This window comes from Rhizobium sp. BK379 (assembly GCF_014193955.1).
Classification (GTDB): Bacteria; Pseudomonadota; Alphaproteobacteria; order Rhizobiales; family Rhizobiaceae; genus Rhizobium.
Window position 1 is genome coordinate 875,100 of sequence record NZ_JACIAD010000002.1, and the last position, 15,585, is coordinate 890,684.

Annotated in this window: 16 protein-coding genes and 1 tRNA gene; 9 read left to right on the forward strand and 8 right to left on the reverse strand. The window is 61.7% G+C overall.

Annotated features, from left to right (window positions below):
• Nucleotides 1–2 precede the first annotated feature (2 nt).
• Nucleotides 3–1,094, reverse strand: a complete 1,092-nt coding sequence (gene mutY / locus FHT93_RS15310; protein ID WP_183848201.1) for an A/G-specific adenine glycosylase — start codon at nt 1,092–1,094, stop codon at nt 3–5.
• Nucleotides 1,095–1,191: 97 nt separating this feature from the next.
• Between mutY and FHT93_RS15315 the strand changes: the two genes are divergently transcribed.
• The 4 genes from FHT93_RS15315 to ppdK all read left to right on the forward strand — a co-directional run bounded on the left by FHT93_RS15315 (nt 1,192) and on the right by ppdK (nt 9,277).
• Entirely contained in the window at nt 1,192–1,683 is a 492-nt protein-coding gene (locus tag FHT93_RS15315) for a DUF721 domain-containing protein (RefSeq protein WP_112971050.1), read from the forward strand.
• Between the two features lie 249 nt (nt 1,684–1,932).
• Nucleotides 1,933–2,631, forward strand: coding sequence for a DsbA family protein (locus tag FHT93_RS15320; protein WP_112971049.1), 699 nt, complete (start codon nt 1,933–1,935; stop codon nt 2,629–2,631).
• Nucleotides 2,632–2,709: 78 nt separating this feature from the next.
• Nucleotides 2,710–6,168 carry a chromosome segregation SMC family protein gene (locus tag FHT93_RS15325; protein ID WP_113014995.1) on the forward strand — a complete coding sequence of 1,153 codons (3,459 nt, stop codon included), beginning with the start codon at nt 2,710–2,712 and terminating at the stop codon, nt 6,166–6,168.
• Between the two features lie 442 nt (nt 6,169–6,610).
• A complete protein-coding gene (gene ppdK / locus FHT93_RS15330; protein WP_113014994.1) occupies nt 6,611–9,277 on the forward strand; it encodes a pyruvate, phosphate dikinase in 2,667 nt (888 codons plus the stop codon).
• On the opposite strand, the gene FHT93_RS15335 is transcribed toward ppdK, so the two are convergent.
• Both FHT93_RS15335 and FHT93_RS15340 read right to left on the reverse strand, forming a co-directional pair.
• Complete coding sequence (locus tag FHT93_RS15335) at nt 9,271–9,546, reverse strand: hypothetical protein (RefSeq protein WP_113014993.1); 276 nt, start codon at nt 9,544–9,546, stop codon at nt 9,271–9,273. The two genes, ppdK and FHT93_RS15335, sit on opposite strands and share 7 nt — an antisense overlap.
• Before the next feature lie 73 nt (nt 9,547–9,619).
• On the reverse strand, nt 9,620–9,817 hold the full coding sequence (locus FHT93_RS15340) for a hypothetical protein (RefSeq protein ID WP_113014992.1): 198 nt from the start codon (nt 9,815–9,817) through the stop codon (nt 9,620–9,622).
• Between the two features lie 108 nt (nt 9,818–9,925).
• Here FHT93_RS15340 and FHT93_RS15345 point away from each other — a divergent pair, with 108 nt between their 5' ends.
• Complete coding sequence (locus FHT93_RS15345; protein WP_007818080.1) at nt 9,926–10,171, forward strand: hypothetical protein; 246 nt, start codon at nt 9,926–9,928, stop codon at nt 10,169–10,171.
• A 53-nt stretch (nt 10,172–10,224) separates the two neighbouring features.
• On the opposite strand, the gene FHT93_RS15350 is transcribed toward FHT93_RS15345, so the two are convergent.
• A complete protein-coding gene (locus FHT93_RS15350) occupies nt 10,225–10,614 on the reverse strand; it encodes a hypothetical protein (protein WP_112542991.1) in 390 nt (129 codons plus the stop codon).
• 225 nt (nt 10,615–10,839) lie between these two features.
• On the opposite strand from FHT93_RS15350, the gene FHT93_RS15355 reads away from it, so the two are divergent.
• Nucleotides 10,840–11,745, forward strand: coding sequence for a DUF1499 domain-containing protein (locus tag FHT93_RS15355; protein WP_113015056.1), 906 nt, complete (start codon nt 10,840–10,842; stop codon nt 11,743–11,745).
• Between the two features lie 152 nt (nt 11,746–11,897).
• On the opposite strand, the gene FHT93_RS15360 is transcribed toward FHT93_RS15355, so the two are convergent.
• The 3 genes from FHT93_RS15360 to FHT93_RS15370 are packed head-to-tail and all read right to left on the reverse strand — an operon-like array spanning nt 11,898 to nt 13,569.
• A complete protein-coding gene (locus FHT93_RS15360; RefSeq protein ID WP_113014991.1) occupies nt 11,898–12,353 on the reverse strand; it encodes a thiol-disulfide oxidoreductase DCC family protein in 456 nt (151 codons plus the stop codon).
• A 2-nt stretch (nt 12,354–12,355) separates the two neighbouring features.
• Nucleotides 12,356–13,270, reverse strand: a complete 915-nt coding sequence (locus FHT93_RS15365; RefSeq protein ID WP_113014990.1) for an MBL fold metallo-hydrolase — start codon at nt 13,268–13,270, stop codon at nt 12,356–12,358.
• 2 nt (nt 13,271–13,272) lie between these two features.
• The gene (locus FHT93_RS15370) at nt 13,273–13,569 is read right to left on the reverse strand and encodes a cupin domain-containing protein (protein WP_112542994.1); all 297 of its coding nucleotides are present in this window, start codon (nt 13,567–13,569) and stop codon (nt 13,273–13,275) included.
• A gap of 157 nt (nt 13,570–13,726) precedes the next feature.
• On the opposite strand from FHT93_RS15370, the gene FHT93_RS15375 reads away from it, so the two are divergent.
• Nucleotides 13,727–13,801: transfer RNA gene (locus FHT93_RS15375), tRNA-Gln, on the forward strand.
• A 6-nt stretch (nt 13,802–13,807) separates the two neighbouring features.
• Here the strand turns inward: FHT93_RS15375 and FHT93_RS15380 are convergent.
• A complete protein-coding gene (locus FHT93_RS15380; protein ID WP_112542995.1) occupies nt 13,808–14,425 on the reverse strand; it encodes a TetR/AcrR family transcriptional regulator in 618 nt (205 codons plus the stop codon).
• Nucleotides 14,426–14,536: 111 nt separating this feature from the next.
• On the opposite strand from FHT93_RS15380, the gene FHT93_RS15385 reads away from it, so the two are divergent.
• Both FHT93_RS15385 and FHT93_RS15390 read left to right on the forward strand, forming a co-directional pair.
• Nucleotides 14,537–15,223 (forward strand): PspA/IM30 family protein, encoded by a 687-nt coding sequence (locus tag FHT93_RS15385; protein WP_113014989.1) that lies wholly within the window; start codon nt 14,537–14,539, stop codon nt 15,221–15,223.
• Between the two features lie 34 nt (nt 15,224–15,257).
• Complete coding sequence (locus tag FHT93_RS15390; protein WP_008529123.1) at nt 15,258–15,539, forward strand: YiaA/YiaB family inner membrane protein; 282 nt, start codon at nt 15,258–15,260, stop codon at nt 15,537–15,539.
• Nucleotides 15,540–15,585 lie beyond the last annotated feature (46 nt).

Here is a 15,585-nt window from a genome sequence, read left to right on the forward strand (position 1 = left end):
AATCATCCCTTGGCTGTTTTGAACGCGAGAGGAATAGCCGCTGCGATCGCTTTTTTCATGATAGTCGGCAGCGCCTGAGCTTCAAGATTTATAACTGGCTCCCACCAGCCGTCATCGATTTGTAGGCGATTGGTAATTGCCACGCGGAAGATCGAAAGCCTGAGCTCGAAATGGGTGAAGACGTGGGTGACGCTGCCGGCGCTCTCCCAGTCAGCCTTGAAGGGTGCCGCTTCGGCTGAGGTCTCGCCGTCCTGCCGCGCTGTCCATGCTGTCGTCGGAATTTCCGTCATGCCGCCGAGCAGGCCGCTTTCAATCCGCCGCCGAAGCAGGATATCGCCATCGGAGGTGACTGCCACGAAGGCCGCACCCCGCCGGATCGGTTTTTCCTTCTTGGCGGCCTTGACCGGAAACTGCTCGGGATCATGCAGGCTGAGCGCCTCGCACGATCCGTTGAACGGACAGAGCGAGCAGGCCGGGCGCTTCGGCGTACAGATGGTGGCGCCGAGATCCATCATCGCCTGGGCAAAATCGCCGGGTCGGTCAGCCGGCGTCAGCAGCGCCACCTTCTGGCGCATCAGCGGTTTGCCGGCTGGAAGCGGCGTGGCGATGGCATAGAGCCTGGAGATGACCCGCTCGACATTGCCGTCCATCACGGCGGCCTGCCGGTCAAAGGCGATGGCCGAGACTGCCGCGGCCGTATAGTCGCCGATGCCGGGCAGCGCTTTCAGGCCTTCTTCGGTGTTGGGAAAGATGCCGCCATGCCGGCTCGCGACCGCCTCGGCGCATTTCTTGAGATTGCGTGCCCGTGCGTAATATCCAAGTCCCGCCCAGGCTGCCATGACAGCTTCAACGGGTGCATTGGCGAGATCGGTCACTGTTGGCCACTTCGCCAGGAAATTCGCGAAATAGGGTTTGACCGCTTGCACCGTCGTCTGCTGCAGCATCACCTCGGACAGCCAGACGTGATAGGGATCGGCCTTGATGCCGCGCTTGGCCATCGGTGGCGAAACCCGCCAGGGAAGGTCGCGATGATGGCGGTCGTACCATTCCAGGAGAGGGGAGGCAGTCGGCGCGTCCAATGTGCGTATCGTCATTATTTGCCGCGATTGGGGGAAGTGATCTATACTTGGCGAAGCAAAGCGGCGTGATCAAGCCGGCGGCCGCCGATGGACGTCGCTTACCAAGGTTTCGATGAGTTATCCACGCAAAGATGAGAAGCAGATTGCAGAGCTGACGAACGGCATCATCGATCCGGTTCTCGCTCGCCGTGCCGGCATCAACAGCGCACTTCTCGGCTCCTGGGACGAAATCGCCGGCGAGGACTTCGCCGATTGCACCCGCCCGGAAAAGATTGCCTGGGCCCGCGGCGGCGGCGATGATGGAAGCTTCCGTCCCGGTGTGCTGACGGTTGCCTGCGAAGGCGCACGCGCTCTTTTCCTCACCCACGCGCAGGGTGAGCTTATCCAGCGCATCAACAGCTTCTTCGGCTTTGCCGCCGTCCACCAGCTCCGCATCGTCCAGAAACCGGTCTACCAGCCGGTCAAACGTTCCCGCACGCCGCCGCCCTTGAAGGGCGAGGCGGCCCGCAAGCTGGAAGGGATGATGCAGGGCCTGGAGGATGAAAAGATCAGAAAGGCGATCGCTCGTCTGGGGACGGCGGTATTGGGCAAGCGGGGCAGATAGCTGTCGTTTGACGCCTCGCCGGCGACCGTCGCGTGATTGACGATTTCGATGACGACGCGGTCCGGTTTCTGGTTCTGCTTGTCGGCAATCGTCGCGATCTCAATCGATAGGGCAAAATCCTGCACTCTTTTGACTATTCGTCTTTCGCAGGTCACAATTCTTTGAAGAAAGTTGGCGAAGCGTGCCTTGTTAGCGGCTTCTGGCCGTTATATCGCACAAGCAGCTGCCACACTTGTTTATGGGGAACCCATGCGCATCTCTGAAATGCAATTGACGAAACGCCAGCTTCTGGGCGGTGTCGCCGCCGCAACCGCATCCATGGCGGTATACGGTACGGCGCAGGCGCAGGCAGCCCCGGAAATTCCGAAGCCGGACGGCGATGTCGACATGGCCAAGGTGCTGGAGCCCGGCGCGCTGCCGGAAATGGCACTCGGCAAAGCCGATGCCCCGGTCAAGATCGTCGAATATATGTCGATGACCTGCCCGCACTGCGCCCACTTCCACAACACGACCTTCGACACCATCAAGCAGAAATACGTCGATACCGGCAAGGTCGAGTTCATCCTGCGCGAATTCCCCTTCGACCCCCGCGCTGCCGCTGCCTTCATGCTTGCCCGCTGCAACCCGCAGAAGCCTGAGGAGCTCGCAACACCCGAACAGTATTTCCCGATGGTCGCCATGCTCTTCAAGCAGCAGCAGGTCTGGGCAGCAGCCGATGATGGCCGCGCTGCACTGCTGCAGATGTCGAAGCTTGCCGGATTTACTGAGGATAGCTTCACGAAGTGCTTGACGAACCAGAAACTGCTGGATGAAGTGAATGCCACGCGGGAACGGGGTTCCAAGGACTTCGGCGTCAATGCCACGCCGACGTTCCTCATCAATGGCAAGCGCTATTCTGGAGACATGCCGGTTGACACCATGTCGGCCCTCATCGACAGCCTCCTCTGATCCGTACCGTTTTGCGAAGGCGGGCAACGGCGAAAGCCGTGCGCCCGCTTTTTCTTTTGCGCGGTGTGAGGCCGTGGCATGAAGTTCAACAAGCTCCGCGTTGTCGGCTTCAAATCCTTCGTCGAACCGACAGAATTCATCATCGAGCGTGGCCTGACGGGTGTCGTCGGACCGAACGGCTGTGGCAAGTCCAACCTCGTCGAGGCCCTGCGCTGGGTCATGGGCGAGAATTCCTATAAGAACATGCGCGCGTCCGGCATGGACGACGTGATCTTTTCCGGCTCGGGAAACCGCCCGGCGCGCAACACGGCCGAAGTTGCGCTCTATCTTGATAATGGCGAACGTACCGCGCCTGCCGCCTTCAATGACAGCGATGAAATTCAGGTCACCCGACGCATCGAGCGTGAACAGGGATCGATCTATCGCATCAACGGCAAGGAAAGCCGTGCCAAGGATGTTCAGCTGCTTTTCGCGGATGCTTCCACCGGCGCTCGCTCTCCCTCGATGGTGGGGCAGGGGCGTATCGGCGAACTGATTTCCGCAAAGCCGCAGGCACGCCGCCAGTTGCTGGAAGAGGCGGCCGGGATTTCCGGCCTGCACTCCCGCCGCCACGAGGCCGAGCTTCGGTTGCGCGCCGCAGAAAGCAATCTGGAGCGGCTGGATGACGTCACGTCACAGCTCGAAAGCCAGATCGAGAGCCTGAAGCGCCAGGCGCGCCAGGCAAACCGCTTCAAGACGCTCTCTGCCGATATTCGCGCCCGCGAGGCTATGCTCTTGCACATCCGTTGGGTGCAGGCGAAGGAAGCTGAGGCGGAGGCTGATAGCGCACTCAATCAGGCAACCGTCGTCGTCGCCGAAAAGGCGCAGATCCAGATGGAGGCGGCTAAGAGCCAAGGCATTGCCAGCCTGAAACTACCTGAACTGCGCGAAGGCGAGGCGAGGGTCGCGGCCGCCCTCCAGCGCCTGCAGATCGCCCGCAGCCAGCTCGAGGAAGATGCCAACCGCATCCTGCGCCGTCGCGATGAACTCACCCGTCGTCTGACGCAGCTTGCCGAAGATATCAGGCGTGAGGAACGGCTTGTCGCCGACAATGCCGTCATCCTGGCAAGGCTCGATGCCGAAGAGGCCGATATCGCCGAAACCCTCGCCGATTCCGGCCGTTATGCCGAGGAGACGCGGCAGGTATTCGAAGAGGCTGCCACCAAGCTGGCAGATAGTGAGCGTATCTTCACCACCCTGACCGCGGAGCGCGCTGAAGCCGCGGCCGGACGCAACCAGCTGGAACGCGCCATCCGCGATCTCGCCGATCGCAAGCTCAGGCTCGAACGCCAGATGGACGAGGCCAACCGCGAGCTTGCCGGTGTCGGCGAGAGGATCGCAACGCTGCCGGACCCGGAAGAAAAGCGCGCCGTGGTGGAAGCCGGCGAGATCGCCGTCGCCGATGCCGAAGCGGCGATCCAGTCCGTCGAACTGGCACTCGCCGAGGCGCGCGAGATGGAAGCGCTCTCCCGCGCTCCGGTTGATCAGGCACGCAGCAAGCTCAACGCGCTTGAGACGGAAGCACGCACAATCCAGCGCATGCTGGCAGGCGCCGCCACAGGCGAATTCCCGCCGGTTGCCGAAGAGCTGAAAGTCGATCGCGGTTTCGAAACCGCGCTCGGTGCCGCCCTCGGAGACGACCTCGAATCCCCGCTCGACCTGAATGCGCCCGCCCATTGGTCGGAAAACGGCGATGGTGCCGGCGATCCGGGATTGCCTGCTGGTGCTGTGCCGCTGCTGAACCACGTTCGTGCACCCGCCGCGCTGATCCGTCGCTTGCGCCAGATAGGCTTGGTGGCCGCTACCGACGCGCCGCGTCTGGTGAAGGAACTCAAGGCCGGCCAGCGGCTGGTCACCAGGGAAGGCGCCGTTTATCGCTGGGACGGCCATGTCGCCGGCGCGGACGCACCGAGCGCGGCCGCTCTTCGTCTCGCCCAGAAAAACCGCCTCGCCGAGCTCGAAGGTGAGGCCGAACTCGCTCGCGATGTTCTGACCGAAGCAGAGGAGCGCCTTGCCGCTGCGGCCGATGCGATCCGTGAAGAGGAGCGCAGGCTCACTGACGCCCGCGACATGAACCGCCTGTCCGCCCGTCATCTTGCCGAGGCACGCGAGGCTCTGGCCGCTGCTGAGCGCGCCTCGGGCGATCTCATTCGCCGCCGCGATGTCGTCGCCGAAGCCGTCAGTCAGTTGCAGTCGCAGCTCGAAGATGTTGCCGTTCAGGAAGAAAATGCTCGCATCGAACTCGAAGATGCGCCAGATCTGACTGCGCTCGATGACCGTCTGCGCTTCCAGCAGGCCGAAGTCGCGACCGATCGCGGTGCGCTTGCTGAAGCGCGCGCTCGCCATGAGAGCCTGAACCGCGAGAACGATGCGCGCCAACGCCGCATCGTCGCCATCGGCCAGGAGCGCGAGACATGGCGACAGCGCGCCGCAAGTGCGGAAGATCACATCGCAACGCTCCGCGATCGTGAGGAGGAGGCCCGCGAAGAAGCCGCCGAGCTTGAAATGGCGCCCGATGAATTCGATGACAAGCGCCGCGCTTTGCTGACGGAATTGCAGAAGGCCGAGGAGGCCCGCCGTCATGCCGCTGATCTGCTGGCTGAAGCCGAGCTGCTGCAGCGCGACGCCGACCACAAGGCGGCGACAGCGCTTTCGGAGCTTGCTGAAAGCCGCGAGCGCCGCGGCCGCGCCGAGGAGCGCCTCGTCTCCGCACGCGAGAAGCGGCAGGAGAGCGAACAGCGCATTCGTGAGACACTCAATGTACAGCCCCATGAGGCGTTGCGCCTCGCCGGCCGGCCGGGACTGCAGACGCTGCCGGATCCGCGCGAGGTCGAGCGCGAAGTGGAGCGGCTAAGGATCGAACGCGAGCGTCTGGGCGCCGTCAACCTGCGGGCCGACGAGGAGCAGAAGGAGCTCAGCGAGAAGCTGGAAGCGCTCATCAAGGAACGAGACGACGTCATCGATGCCATCAGAAAACTGCGCGGCGCGATCCAGAGCCTGAATCGCGAAGGCCGCGAACGACTGATCGCCGCCTTCGACGTCGTCAACGCCCAGTTCCAGCGGCTCTTCACCCACCTTTTCGGCGGTGGCACGGCGGAACTGCAGCTCATTGAATCAGACGATCCGCTGGAAGCCGGCCTCGAAATCCTCGCCCGCCCGCCCGGCAAGAAGCCGCAGACCATGACGCTGCTTTCCGGCGGCGAGCAGGCGCTGACGGCGATGGCGCTGATCTTTGCCGTCTTCCTCACCAATCCCGCGCCGATCTGCGTGCTGGACGAGGTGGATGCCCCGCTCGACGACCACAATGTCGAGCGCTATTGCAACCTGATGGACGAGATGGCGGCCTCCACCGAGACACGATTCGTCATCATCACCCACAACCCGATCACCATGGCGCGCATGAATCGCCTCTTCGGTGTGACGATGGCCGAGCAGGGTGTTTCTCAGCTGGTCTCGGTTGATCTGCAGACTGCAGAGCGTCTCCGTGAGACGGCCTGAGGCGGCATTTTAATTAAAGACCAAAAAAGGTCACCCTGACATCGGGTGCGTACCCCATTTGGGTGATGCTCTTTTGCGCGCATTGCATTAGAAGTTGTTTTATCGCAACCGCGCCGGTACGGATAAGTAGCAATCGGTCGTTGCGTACCGTGGAATTTGCAATGCTGTCTTCGGGTTGGGGGCGAACGGTCGAAGATCACATGGCATAGATGGACCCCCCGTCCGGTTTTCCTGGCCGGACGGAAACAAGGCTTTGCGGGACCGTTGTTGCAGTCCCGCAAAGCTTTTTTTATGCGCTTGCACCGCGCCTCCTCCGTTTCAACCGCTTGATCTTGCCTCCTGTTGCGGATTTATTGTGCGACGCAACATTTCGCCGCATTTGTCGATTTTCATTTCAACACCAAGGGATTAAGCTGGTCCCCGAAATGGTGTTGGGGGGAAGATGACCAAGTGGGTCTATACGTTCGGCAATGGGCAGGCTGAAGGCCGGGCGCGAGACAAGGAGATCCTTGGCGGCAAGGGCGCCAATCTCGCCGAAATGTGCAGCCTCGGCCTCCCGGTCCCTCCTGGCCTCACCATCGTCAGCGAAGCCTGCACCACCTATTACAAGAACGGCCGCAAGATCGATCCCGCATTGAAGGAACAGGTGCTCGCAGGTATTGCGGATATCGAGCAGATCACCGGCCGCCGTTTCGGCGCGGGCAAACAGCCTCTTCTGCTCTCCGTTCGCTCAGGCGCTCGTGTTTCCATGCCTGGCATGATGGATACGGTGCTCAATCTCGGCCTGAATGACGAGACGGTGCAGGCGCTCGGCCATGATGCCGGCGATGCGCGCTTTGCCTGGGACAGCTATCGTCGCTTCATCCAGATGTATGCCGATGTCGTCATGGGGCTCGGCAACGATCTCTTCGAGGAAATTCTCGAGGATGAGAAGGCGCGCCTTGGCCACGAATTCGATACCGAGCTCAGCGCTTCCGAATGGCAGCATGTCGTTTCGCTCTACAAGGCGCTGATCGAAGAAGAGCTGGACGAGGCCTTCCCGCAGGATCCGGCGGTACAACTCTGGGGCGCTGTCGGCGCGGTGTTTGCGAGTTGGATGAACGCGCGCGCTGTCACCTATCGCCAACTTCACAATATTCCGGAAGCCTGGGGCACTGCCGTCAATATCCAGGCCATGGTCTTCGGCAATCTCGGCAACGCGTCGGCGACGGGCGTTGCCTTCACCCGCAACCCCTCGACGGGCGAGAAGATCCTCTACGGCGAATTCCTGGTGAATGCGCAGGGTGAAGACGTGGTTGCCGGCATTCGCACGCCGCAAAGCATCACCGAGGAGGGGCGCATAGCCTCAGGTTCCGAAAAGCCCTCGATGGAAAAGCTGATGCCCGAGGCCTTTGCCGAGTTCGGCAGCATCTGCGCCGAGCTGGAGTCGCATTACCGCGACATGCAGGACATCGAATTCACCATCGAGCGCGGCAAGCTCTGGATGCTGCAGACGCGCTCCGGCAAGCGCTCGACCAGGGCAGCCATGAAGATCGCCGTCGACATGGTGGACGAAGGTGTCATCACCGAGGATGAAGCCGTCCTGCGCATCGAGCCATCGACGCTCGACCAGCTCCTGCATCCGACCATCGATCCGCGTGTCAGCCGCCAGGTGATCGGCTCCGGCCTGCCGGCGTCGCCCGGTGCAGCGACCGGCGAGATCGTCTTCACGGCGGAAGAGGCGGTTGAGGCAGAATCGGAAGGTCGCAAGGTCATCCTGCTGCGCGTCGAGACCAGCCCCGAAGACATTCACGGCATGCATGCTGCCGAAGGCATCTTGACCACACGCGGCGGCATGACCAGCCATGCGGCTGTCGTCGCCCGCGGAATGGGGATCCCTTGTGTCGTCGGCGCCGGCACTATGCGCATCGACGCCCGCAATGAGCGGTTGATGGGCATCGGCGTGACGCTGAAAAAGGGAGATGTCATCACCATCGACGGTTCCGCCGGTCAGGTCCTCAAGGGCGAGGTGCCGATGATCCAGCCGGAACTGTCAGGCGATTTCGGCCGCATCATGGGCTGGGCGGATCGTGCCCGCCGCATGACGGTGCGCACCAATGCCGACACGCCGGCCGATGCCCGCGCGGCCCGTTCTTTCGGCGCCGAAGGTATCGGCCTTTGTCGTACCGAGCATATGTTCTTCGAGGGCGAGCGCATCCATGTCATGCGCGAGATGATCCTGGCTGAGGACGAGAAGGGCAGGCTGCGCGCTCTCGACAAGCTCCTTCCGATGCAGCGGGGCGATTTCACCGGCCTGTTCTCCGTCATGCACGGACTGCCGGTGACGATCCGTCTCCTCGATCCGCCGTTGCATGAATTCCTGCCGAAGAGTGACGAGGAGATCGCCGAGGTCGCCTATGCCATGGGCATGGAGCCTTCGGCACTGCGCCAGCGTGTCGACGCGCTGCACGAATTCAATCCGATGCTCGGCCATCGCGGCTGCCGCCTTGCCATCTCCTATCCCGAGATCGTCGAGATGCAGGCCCGCGCGATTTTCGAGGCGGCGGTCGCGGCTGCAAAGGAAACGGGTGCCGCCGTCGTTCCCGAAATCATGGTGCCGCTCGTTGGCCTTCGCTCCGAACTCGATTACGTCAAGGCGAAGATCGATGCCGTGGCACAGGATGTCATGTCGGAAGCCAAGATGCGCATCGATTACCTCGTCGGCACGATGATCGAGCTGCCGCGTGCCGCACTGCGTGCCCACGTCATCGCCGAGGCGGCCGAATTTTTCTCCTTCGGCACCAACGACCTGACGCAGACCACTTTCGGCATTTCGCGCGACGATGCCTCGGCTTTCATCCCGACCTACCAGCGCAAGGGCATCATCGAGCATGATCCCTTCATATCCCTGGATTTCGATGGCGTCGGCGAACTGATCCGCATTGCCGCCGAGCGCGGGCGGCGCACCCGCAACGACATGAAGCTCGGCATCTGCGGCGAACACGGCGGCGATCCCGCCTCGATCCATTTCTGCGAGACGATCGGCCTCGATTACGTTTCCTGCTCGCCCTTCCGCGTGCCGATCGCCCGGCTCGCGGCCGCCCAGGCGGTCATTGCCGCCGCTCAGTGACGGTAGCGGTAATAGCGCGGGTAGTAATAGGGACCGTTCAGATTATAGGCCATGTCGGCCATCACCCAGTCGCTGTCGTAGCGGGCCTGGGCACGGCGGTCGAGCTCGATCCGCTGCAGGCAGGTCGCAAAACCATCCGTTCCGCGCTTGAAGCCGTAGCCGGTGCAGGTCTGCTCGTCACGTGCCCGCCGCTCCTCGGGCGTCAGCGTCTGGCAGGCGGCAAGCCCGGCGGCCAGAACGGCAAGAAGGGGCAGGATATATGGGCGCATCGGTATCTTCCTCGAGCATGAACGCCAGGCCAGGAGAATCGATCCGTCTGACGTCGTCAACCCGACTATATTATCAGGCTGCGCCCGCGGGGTCACCGATCGGCAGAAGGGCCGGATTGAGCGGCGGATCCTCTGGGTTTTTCGTATCGCTCGGATCCTGGGCCGGGGTCAACGGCGGCTTTTCCTGGATGCGATCGGGAATACCCGGTGTCGGCTGCGGGCCAAGCGGCGACTCTGCGCCCGGTGCCGGAATGGGGTCTCTGTTGGGCATGATTTACCTCCTTCACTGAAGAAGGAACGGCAGGGTGCAGGCTTGGTTCCACTTTCACCGCCATGCATTCCTATGTAAGAGCAAAGGCAACTCACAGGAAAGAGCACCATGGCGATCCGCGATCGATTCTCGAAAAAACTCACCTGTCCGCAATGCGGCAATAGCGGCTTTGCGGAGGCCTCCGAGATTGATGATGCCAAGCGCAAGACACCCGATTTCAAAGTCGATCAGCTGCCGCGCGGCTTCTTTGTGCAGCGCCCCTCGGTGCATCAGGAAACATTCATGCTGAAATGCGAATGCGGCCGCAAATTTCCTTTCCGCTCGCTCGCGGAAGCTGCGGCCGGCCGCGATTGAAGCATGGCCCGCAAAAATCTGCAGCGGGTTTGCGCTAACGACACGCTTGGGATTCAGATGCGCTCGAGGACCTCGATGAAGGCATCGGCGAAGCGCACCAGATGTTCGGTGTCCTCATCGGGCGCCTGCATTCGGATTTCCGTACCGTTCTGGTCGAGCAAGGCCAGAACCACCCGCATCGTCTTATCCGACGTCGGGATGCGCAGCACGGCGATTCGCCTGCAATCTTCGACGAGCCCCGCCGCCGGCAGGTCGAAGAGAAATTCGCCTCGGGTTTCGGCAGCAGCTCTGCGCACCGCTTCGCAGAATCCGGCCTCGCCATCGGCATAGCCTTCCAGCGAGAGTTCGAGTTCGAGAAGTTCCAGCGGCAAGAGCGGCTCGCCACGCTCGATGCCGCCAAGCGAAGATGCCTGCGGCCTTTCCCTCATTTCGGACGAGATCATCTGTCTCTCCTGTTTCGTGGGACATGTATCAGACCCCGGTAGAATGGCCTTTTTACGGCATATCAGCAATAGCTTACAGAGGGAGCGCCCTCAGACTTGAACCTTTGACGTGGATTGCTTCGTCAATGCTCAGACAAGAGTTTCAATTTAGACGAATCTTGCACTAGAAAAGTCGATGGCTGCAGCTTCATTCGATTGCTCGCCGCCGACCAACCGGTAGTTTTGATGGCCATCCGTTTCGATCGTCCCGTTTCCAGCGCTGCCCGCTTATCGCGGCATTTCGGGGCGTTTGCGCTCGTGCTCTCGGTAGCGGTGCTGATTGCCCATCGCTTCGGCGGTCTGGCGACACCCTATCTCATCCTCGTGCTGCTCGTTTCTGTCGGCTGCGCGGTCCTCGCGACCCTCTTGGCTGCCATCGGCCTGCGCAGCCTCTGGATGACCGGTGCCGAGGGCGGGACGAATGCGCTGGCGGCGCTCATCTATGCCGCCTTTCCGCTCGGCATCGGCGCCTTTGCGGCGGAGCGCTATTTCACCCTGCCGGCAATCTACGACGTGACCACGGATACCGCCTCCGCGCCTGACTGGCTGTCGACGCCGCAGGCCGACCAGATCTGGCTGCCTCGTGAACCGGTCGTGACCTCAGGCGACCGCGAGAAGCAGCTTTCCGCCTATCCGGAGCTCACGGGCCGCCGTTACGACGGAGCGCTCGACCGTGTTCTGGAGGCCGTGAAGAAGGTCGCCAAGCAGAACGGCGTCACCATCACCAAAAGCGAAGGCGATACGACGCCCGGCCGCGAGCTTGAGGACAAGCCGGTTCCGGCCCAGCCGGAAAGCGGTGTGGCTGATTCGCCCGATGTCATCCCGGTGCCGACGCCGCGCCCCTATGAGGATGATGTGGCGAAGATGATCCGCGGCGCCAATGGCGTGATCCTGCAAGGCACGACCCGCACCCTCGTCCTCGGCCTGCGTTTCGATTTCATCATCCGCCTGCGCGAAGAGGCCGAAACCACCTTCGTCGACGTGCGCGTCGCCTCCCGCTATGGCCAGCACGACCTTGGCTTCAGCGCCGAAGAGGCCGAGCAATATCTTGGTGCCCTCGATTCAGAGCTTCTCGGGATTGCGGGTGGGTGAGCCCCGGTGCCGCAAAGCGGCAGTAATCGATCCAGTGGATCGATTGCAGGGCCGAACGCCCTGAGCCATGCGAAGGGCCGGGATACGGTGAGGCACACGAAAACGCCCTTACCAGGAACTTGTCCGCTATCATGCACCGAGGCTTAGGGAGACTACCCCAAAAACCGCTCCCGCACGTCAGCCGTCGGCACCATGCAACTCTCCCGCCGCCCTGCAATCCTCAACCGGTTCCGCGCAACCATCCCATAGACGACATCCGCAATCCGCCGCGGCACGATCCGCAACACACCGGCCAGAGCCCAGGGCAAACCAAGCCCTTCCAGCATCCGGATCGTCGCATCGGATTTGTAATAGGCACGGCCCTTGTCGATCAGCAGATTGGTCTCGTAATCCCGCGTCTCCAGCCCGTAGTGCCGGTAGAGCGCCTCGCCGAGCGGCGTCTGGGCGACGATGAAGCGGTAGCGCTTTTCCTTGTCCCGCTTCAACAGGAACTGAACCCAGCCGGAGCAGAAGACACATTCGCCATCGAAGAGGATCAGCGGCTTGTCATCAGCAAAGGCCGGCACGGAAGGATCGTCGCGATAGGTGTAATCCGCGGACCTTGCCATTCTCAGCCTCCGGCCAACCGATAATGCGCAACAAGCGAAGGCGGCCCATCGGCGGTGACTTCGCCACGCTCCATCAGTTCTTCGATATGCGCCAGTACCGAAAGTGCCGCCGCGCCATGCAGTCGCTTATCGGTATCGCGGTAGATCATCTCGACCATCCTGGGGATGGTGCTTTCCCCCGTCCGGATACGTTCGATGATCGAGCGTTCCCGCAGGCGCCGATGGGTCTTCAGCCCGCGCAGGAAGGGCGCAGGCGAAGTCACCGGCCCGCCATGGCCGGGCAGCAACAGGCCGTCATCGTGGGCAAGCAGCTTGTCGAGCGAGGCCATATAGTCCGCCATGGATCCGTCCGGCGGTGCGACGATCGTCGTTGCCCAGGCCATCACATGATCGCCGGAAAAAAGGATGCCGCTTCCCTCGAGCGCGAAGGCTGCGTGATTGGCCGTGTGGCCGGGCGTCAGCACCCCCGTCAGCGCCCAGCCGTCGCCGGAAATCGTCTGCCCGTCACAAATAGCGATATCGGGCACAAAATCCGTATCGGAGCTTTCGGCAAAGGGGTTGACTTCGCCCTCGCGCAGCGGCCGCGAGGGGCGGTGCGGTCCTTCGCCGACCGTCAGCGCGCCGGTTTCCGCCTTCAGCCGTTTTGCAAGCGGCGAGTGGTCCCGATGAGTATGGCTGATGAAAATATGCGTCACTTGCCGGCCGGCAAGCGCTGTCATCAGCGCGTCGAAATGTGCCGCATTCGCCGGTCCCGGATCGATAACGGCGACCGATGAGCCGCCGACGATATAGCTGTTCGTGCCGTGAAAGGTGAAAGGGCTCGGATTATTCGCCGTCAGGCGCTGGATGCCCTCTGCGACCGGAACCGCCCGCCCATAGGCCGGATCGAAGAAAAGATCGAAGTTCGCGCCGGACATGTCTATTTATATTCGATCTCGATGAAGGACATGGGCTGCTCGCCGGCATTGACGACATTGTGCTCGGTACCGGCCTCGCGGCGATAGGCAGCCCCTTTGGCCACATCCACCCGCCGGCTGCCCTCGGCATCCTCGATCAGGAACTGGCAATCGGTCATCGGCACGACCACATAGCCGAAGCCATGCGTATGGACGCCAGTATCGGCACCCGGCTCGAAATCCCACTGGGTGATGCGCACGATGGCATCATCGAGGATCAGCGTCGCAAGCGCTGGTGGACGGGCGCGATATTGGCTCAACGGTGTCTCCATTGGCGGTTCGATGCTTGCAGTCCTACCATGCCGGCATGGCCGCGCATACAAATATGACGTCGCAGTGAACTTAGTGATTGTGGGGCAGACCGACCTTTGCTAATCAGGCCACGTTTTGGCGAAGCGGCATTCGCTTCAGCTCTGGTGGGGCGTAGCCAAGCGGTAAGGCAGCGGTTTTTGGTACCGCCATCCCCTGGTTCGAATCCAGGCGCCCCAGCCACAACGTTCAAGTAGCTTGTAAACGCCTTGTCGCCGCACCCGCGGCAATCGTCACCACAAGCTCATCTACTTCCCGCGCAAGGCGCTCGGCCGGCAGACCGACGAAGCGGCCTTCGAGACTGATGCTGACGACGCCATGTACGGCGCCGAACAGCGTGCGGGCGCGTATCGCTCTGTCTTCCGCCGTCATATCAGGCTGCAGCTCGGCGAGCGGTTCTGCGATCACGTCCATCAGGAAGAGATGTTCATCGAGATGCCATTGCGGCGTCGGGCTGGTTTCAGGCGGGTAGTGCTCGAAGAGCGCTTTCCAGAGGTTCCGGTTTTCCACTGCGAAACCTAAATATCCCTGCGCCAGATTGCGCAACCGGTCCGTCGGTGTCCTGTCCCTGGTCTCGGGCAAGGTGAGCCTTGCTTCCAGCGCCTTCAGCGTCGTGGAATTCACATGGATGACGAGTTCGGCGAGGTCGGCGAAGACCGTATAGAGGCCGCCGAGCGCACAGCCGGCATCCTGGGTGATCTCGCGCGCCCTGAGGTTTGCAAGCCCCTCTCGCATAATCCGGCTTCGTGCCGCATCGATCAGCCGCGCCCTCAGATCTTCGCGTTTTTCTTCTCTTTTCCCGGCCATTAACCATCTCGCTTCGACTTCATGAACGACGTTCAAAATTATTCTTGAACGGCGTTCATGATTCTGCCATAACTCAACTCGTGAACAACGTTCATAAACCGGAGGAAAGAAATGTTCAAACTGATTTCGACTTTGTTGCGGGGCAGGGCTTACGATGCCGAACAGGCCTTTGCCGACTGCAATGCCGTACCTCTCCTCGCCCAGCAGATCCGTGATGCCGCACAATCGATCCAGTCGGCCCGCCGCAGCGTGGCGATCGCCATTGCCCAGAACGAGCAGGAGCGGGCTCAGCACGCAACGATCGTTTCCCGGATCGACGATCTCGAGACCCGCGCCGCTGCTGCGCTTGCCAAGGGCAATGAAGTACTGGCCCGTGAGGCTGCCGAAGCGATCGCCTATCTCGAGGCCGAGCGCGATCAATCCGAAAAGGCCCAGGCGCAGTTCACGACTGCTATCGACAAGCTGAAGGGAATTGTCCGCATCTCCGAAATGCGGTTGCAGGAACTACAGCGTGGCGAGCGTTTGGCCCGCGCCACCGAAGAGACGCAGAAGCTCGATGCCGTCGTTGCCGGCACAGGCCTTGCGACGCTTGACGATGCCGAGGAGACGCTTGCGCGCCTTCGCATCCGCCAGAACCAGAATGAGATGACGGCCTCGGCCCTAAGGGCGATGGAGACTTCGACCGCTCCTGCCGGCATCATCGAGAAGCTTGCCAATGCCGGATGCGGTGCGCCGTTGCGCTCTTCCGCCGATGACGTGCTCGCCCGCCTGCGCAGCCGCATCAACCCCGCCGCTTAAAATCAGCATCATCAAACCTGAGGGAATCACGACAATGAACGACAGTTTCCAGAAACACTCCGCCAGCTGGGTCAGCTTCTCCTACATCTCCTTCGGCGCCGCAGCCTTCATGCTGGCGCTCGGCCTCTATATGATGCCGCTCGATCTCTGGGGCAAAGGCTACCTGGCAATGGGCATCCTGATGCTGGTTCAGACGACGGTGAATATAACCAAGACGCTGCGCGACAATGCTGAATCCGAAAAGCTGATCCGCAAGGTTGAAGACGCCCGCACCGAGAAGCTGCTCGTCAAGTTCAATCGTAACGGTGAAGACTAATCTTCATTAACTACACCACAGAGTTGTTGCTATACTCAACTCTTGC

Excerpts from the sequence above, each read along its gene's own strand:
- FHT93_RS15335 (WP_113014993.1), bottom strand. The coding sequence starts at position 9,546 with ATGCGCCCATATATCCTGCCCCTTCTTGCCGTTCTGGCCGCCGGGCTT.
- FHT93_RS15380 (WP_112542995.1), bottom strand. The coding sequence starts at position 14,425 with ATGGCCGGGAAAAGAGAAGAAAAACGCGAAGATCTGAGGGCGCGGCTG.
- FHT93_RS15325 (WP_113014995.1), top strand. The coding sequence starts at position 2,710 with ATGAAGTTCAACAAGCTCCGCGTTGTCGGCTTCAAATCCTTCGTCGAA.
- FHT93_RS15345 (WP_007818080.1), top strand. The coding sequence starts at position 9,926 with ATGGCGATCCGCGATCGATTCTCGAAAAAACTCACCTGTCCGCAATGC.
- mutY (WP_183848201.1), bottom strand. The coding sequence starts at position 1,094 with ATGACGATACGCACATTGGACGCGCCGACTGCCTCCCCTCTCCTGGAA.
- FHT93_RS15315 (WP_112971050.1), top strand. The coding sequence starts at position 1,192 with ATGAGTTATCCACGCAAAGATGAGAAGCAGATTGCAGAGCTGACGAAC.
- FHT93_RS15350 (WP_112542991.1), bottom strand. The coding sequence starts at position 10,614 with ATGATCTCGTCCGAAATGAGGGAAAGGCCGCAGGCATCTTCGCTTGGC.
- FHT93_RS15390 (WP_008529123.1), top strand. The coding sequence starts at position 15,258 with ATGAACGACAGTTTCCAGAAACACTCCGCCAGCTGGGTCAGCTTCTCC.
- FHT93_RS15355 (WP_113015056.1), top strand. The coding sequence starts at position 10,840 with ATGGCCATCCGTTTCGATCGTCCCGTTTCCAGCGCTGCCCGCTTATCG.
- ppdK (WP_113014994.1), top strand. The coding sequence starts at position 6,611 with ATGACCAAGTGGGTCTATACGTTCGGCAATGGGCAGGCTGAAGGCCGG.
- FHT93_RS15385 (WP_113014989.1), top strand. The coding sequence starts at position 14,537 with ATGTTCAAACTGATTTCGACTTTGTTGCGGGGCAGGGCTTACGATGCC.
- FHT93_RS15360 (WP_113014991.1), bottom strand. The coding sequence starts at position 12,353 with ATGGCAAGGTCCGCGGATTACACCTATCGCGACGATCCTTCCGTGCCG.
- FHT93_RS15320 (WP_112971049.1), top strand. The coding sequence starts at position 1,933 with ATGCGCATCTCTGAAATGCAATTGACGAAACGCCAGCTTCTGGGCGGT.
- FHT93_RS15340 (WP_113014992.1), bottom strand. The coding sequence starts at position 9,817 with ATGCCCAACAGAGACCCCATTCCGGCACCGGGCGCAGAGTCGCCGCTT.
- FHT93_RS15365 (WP_113014990.1), bottom strand. The coding sequence starts at position 13,270 with ATGTCCGGCGCGAACTTCGATCTTTTCTTCGATCCGGCCTATGGGCGG.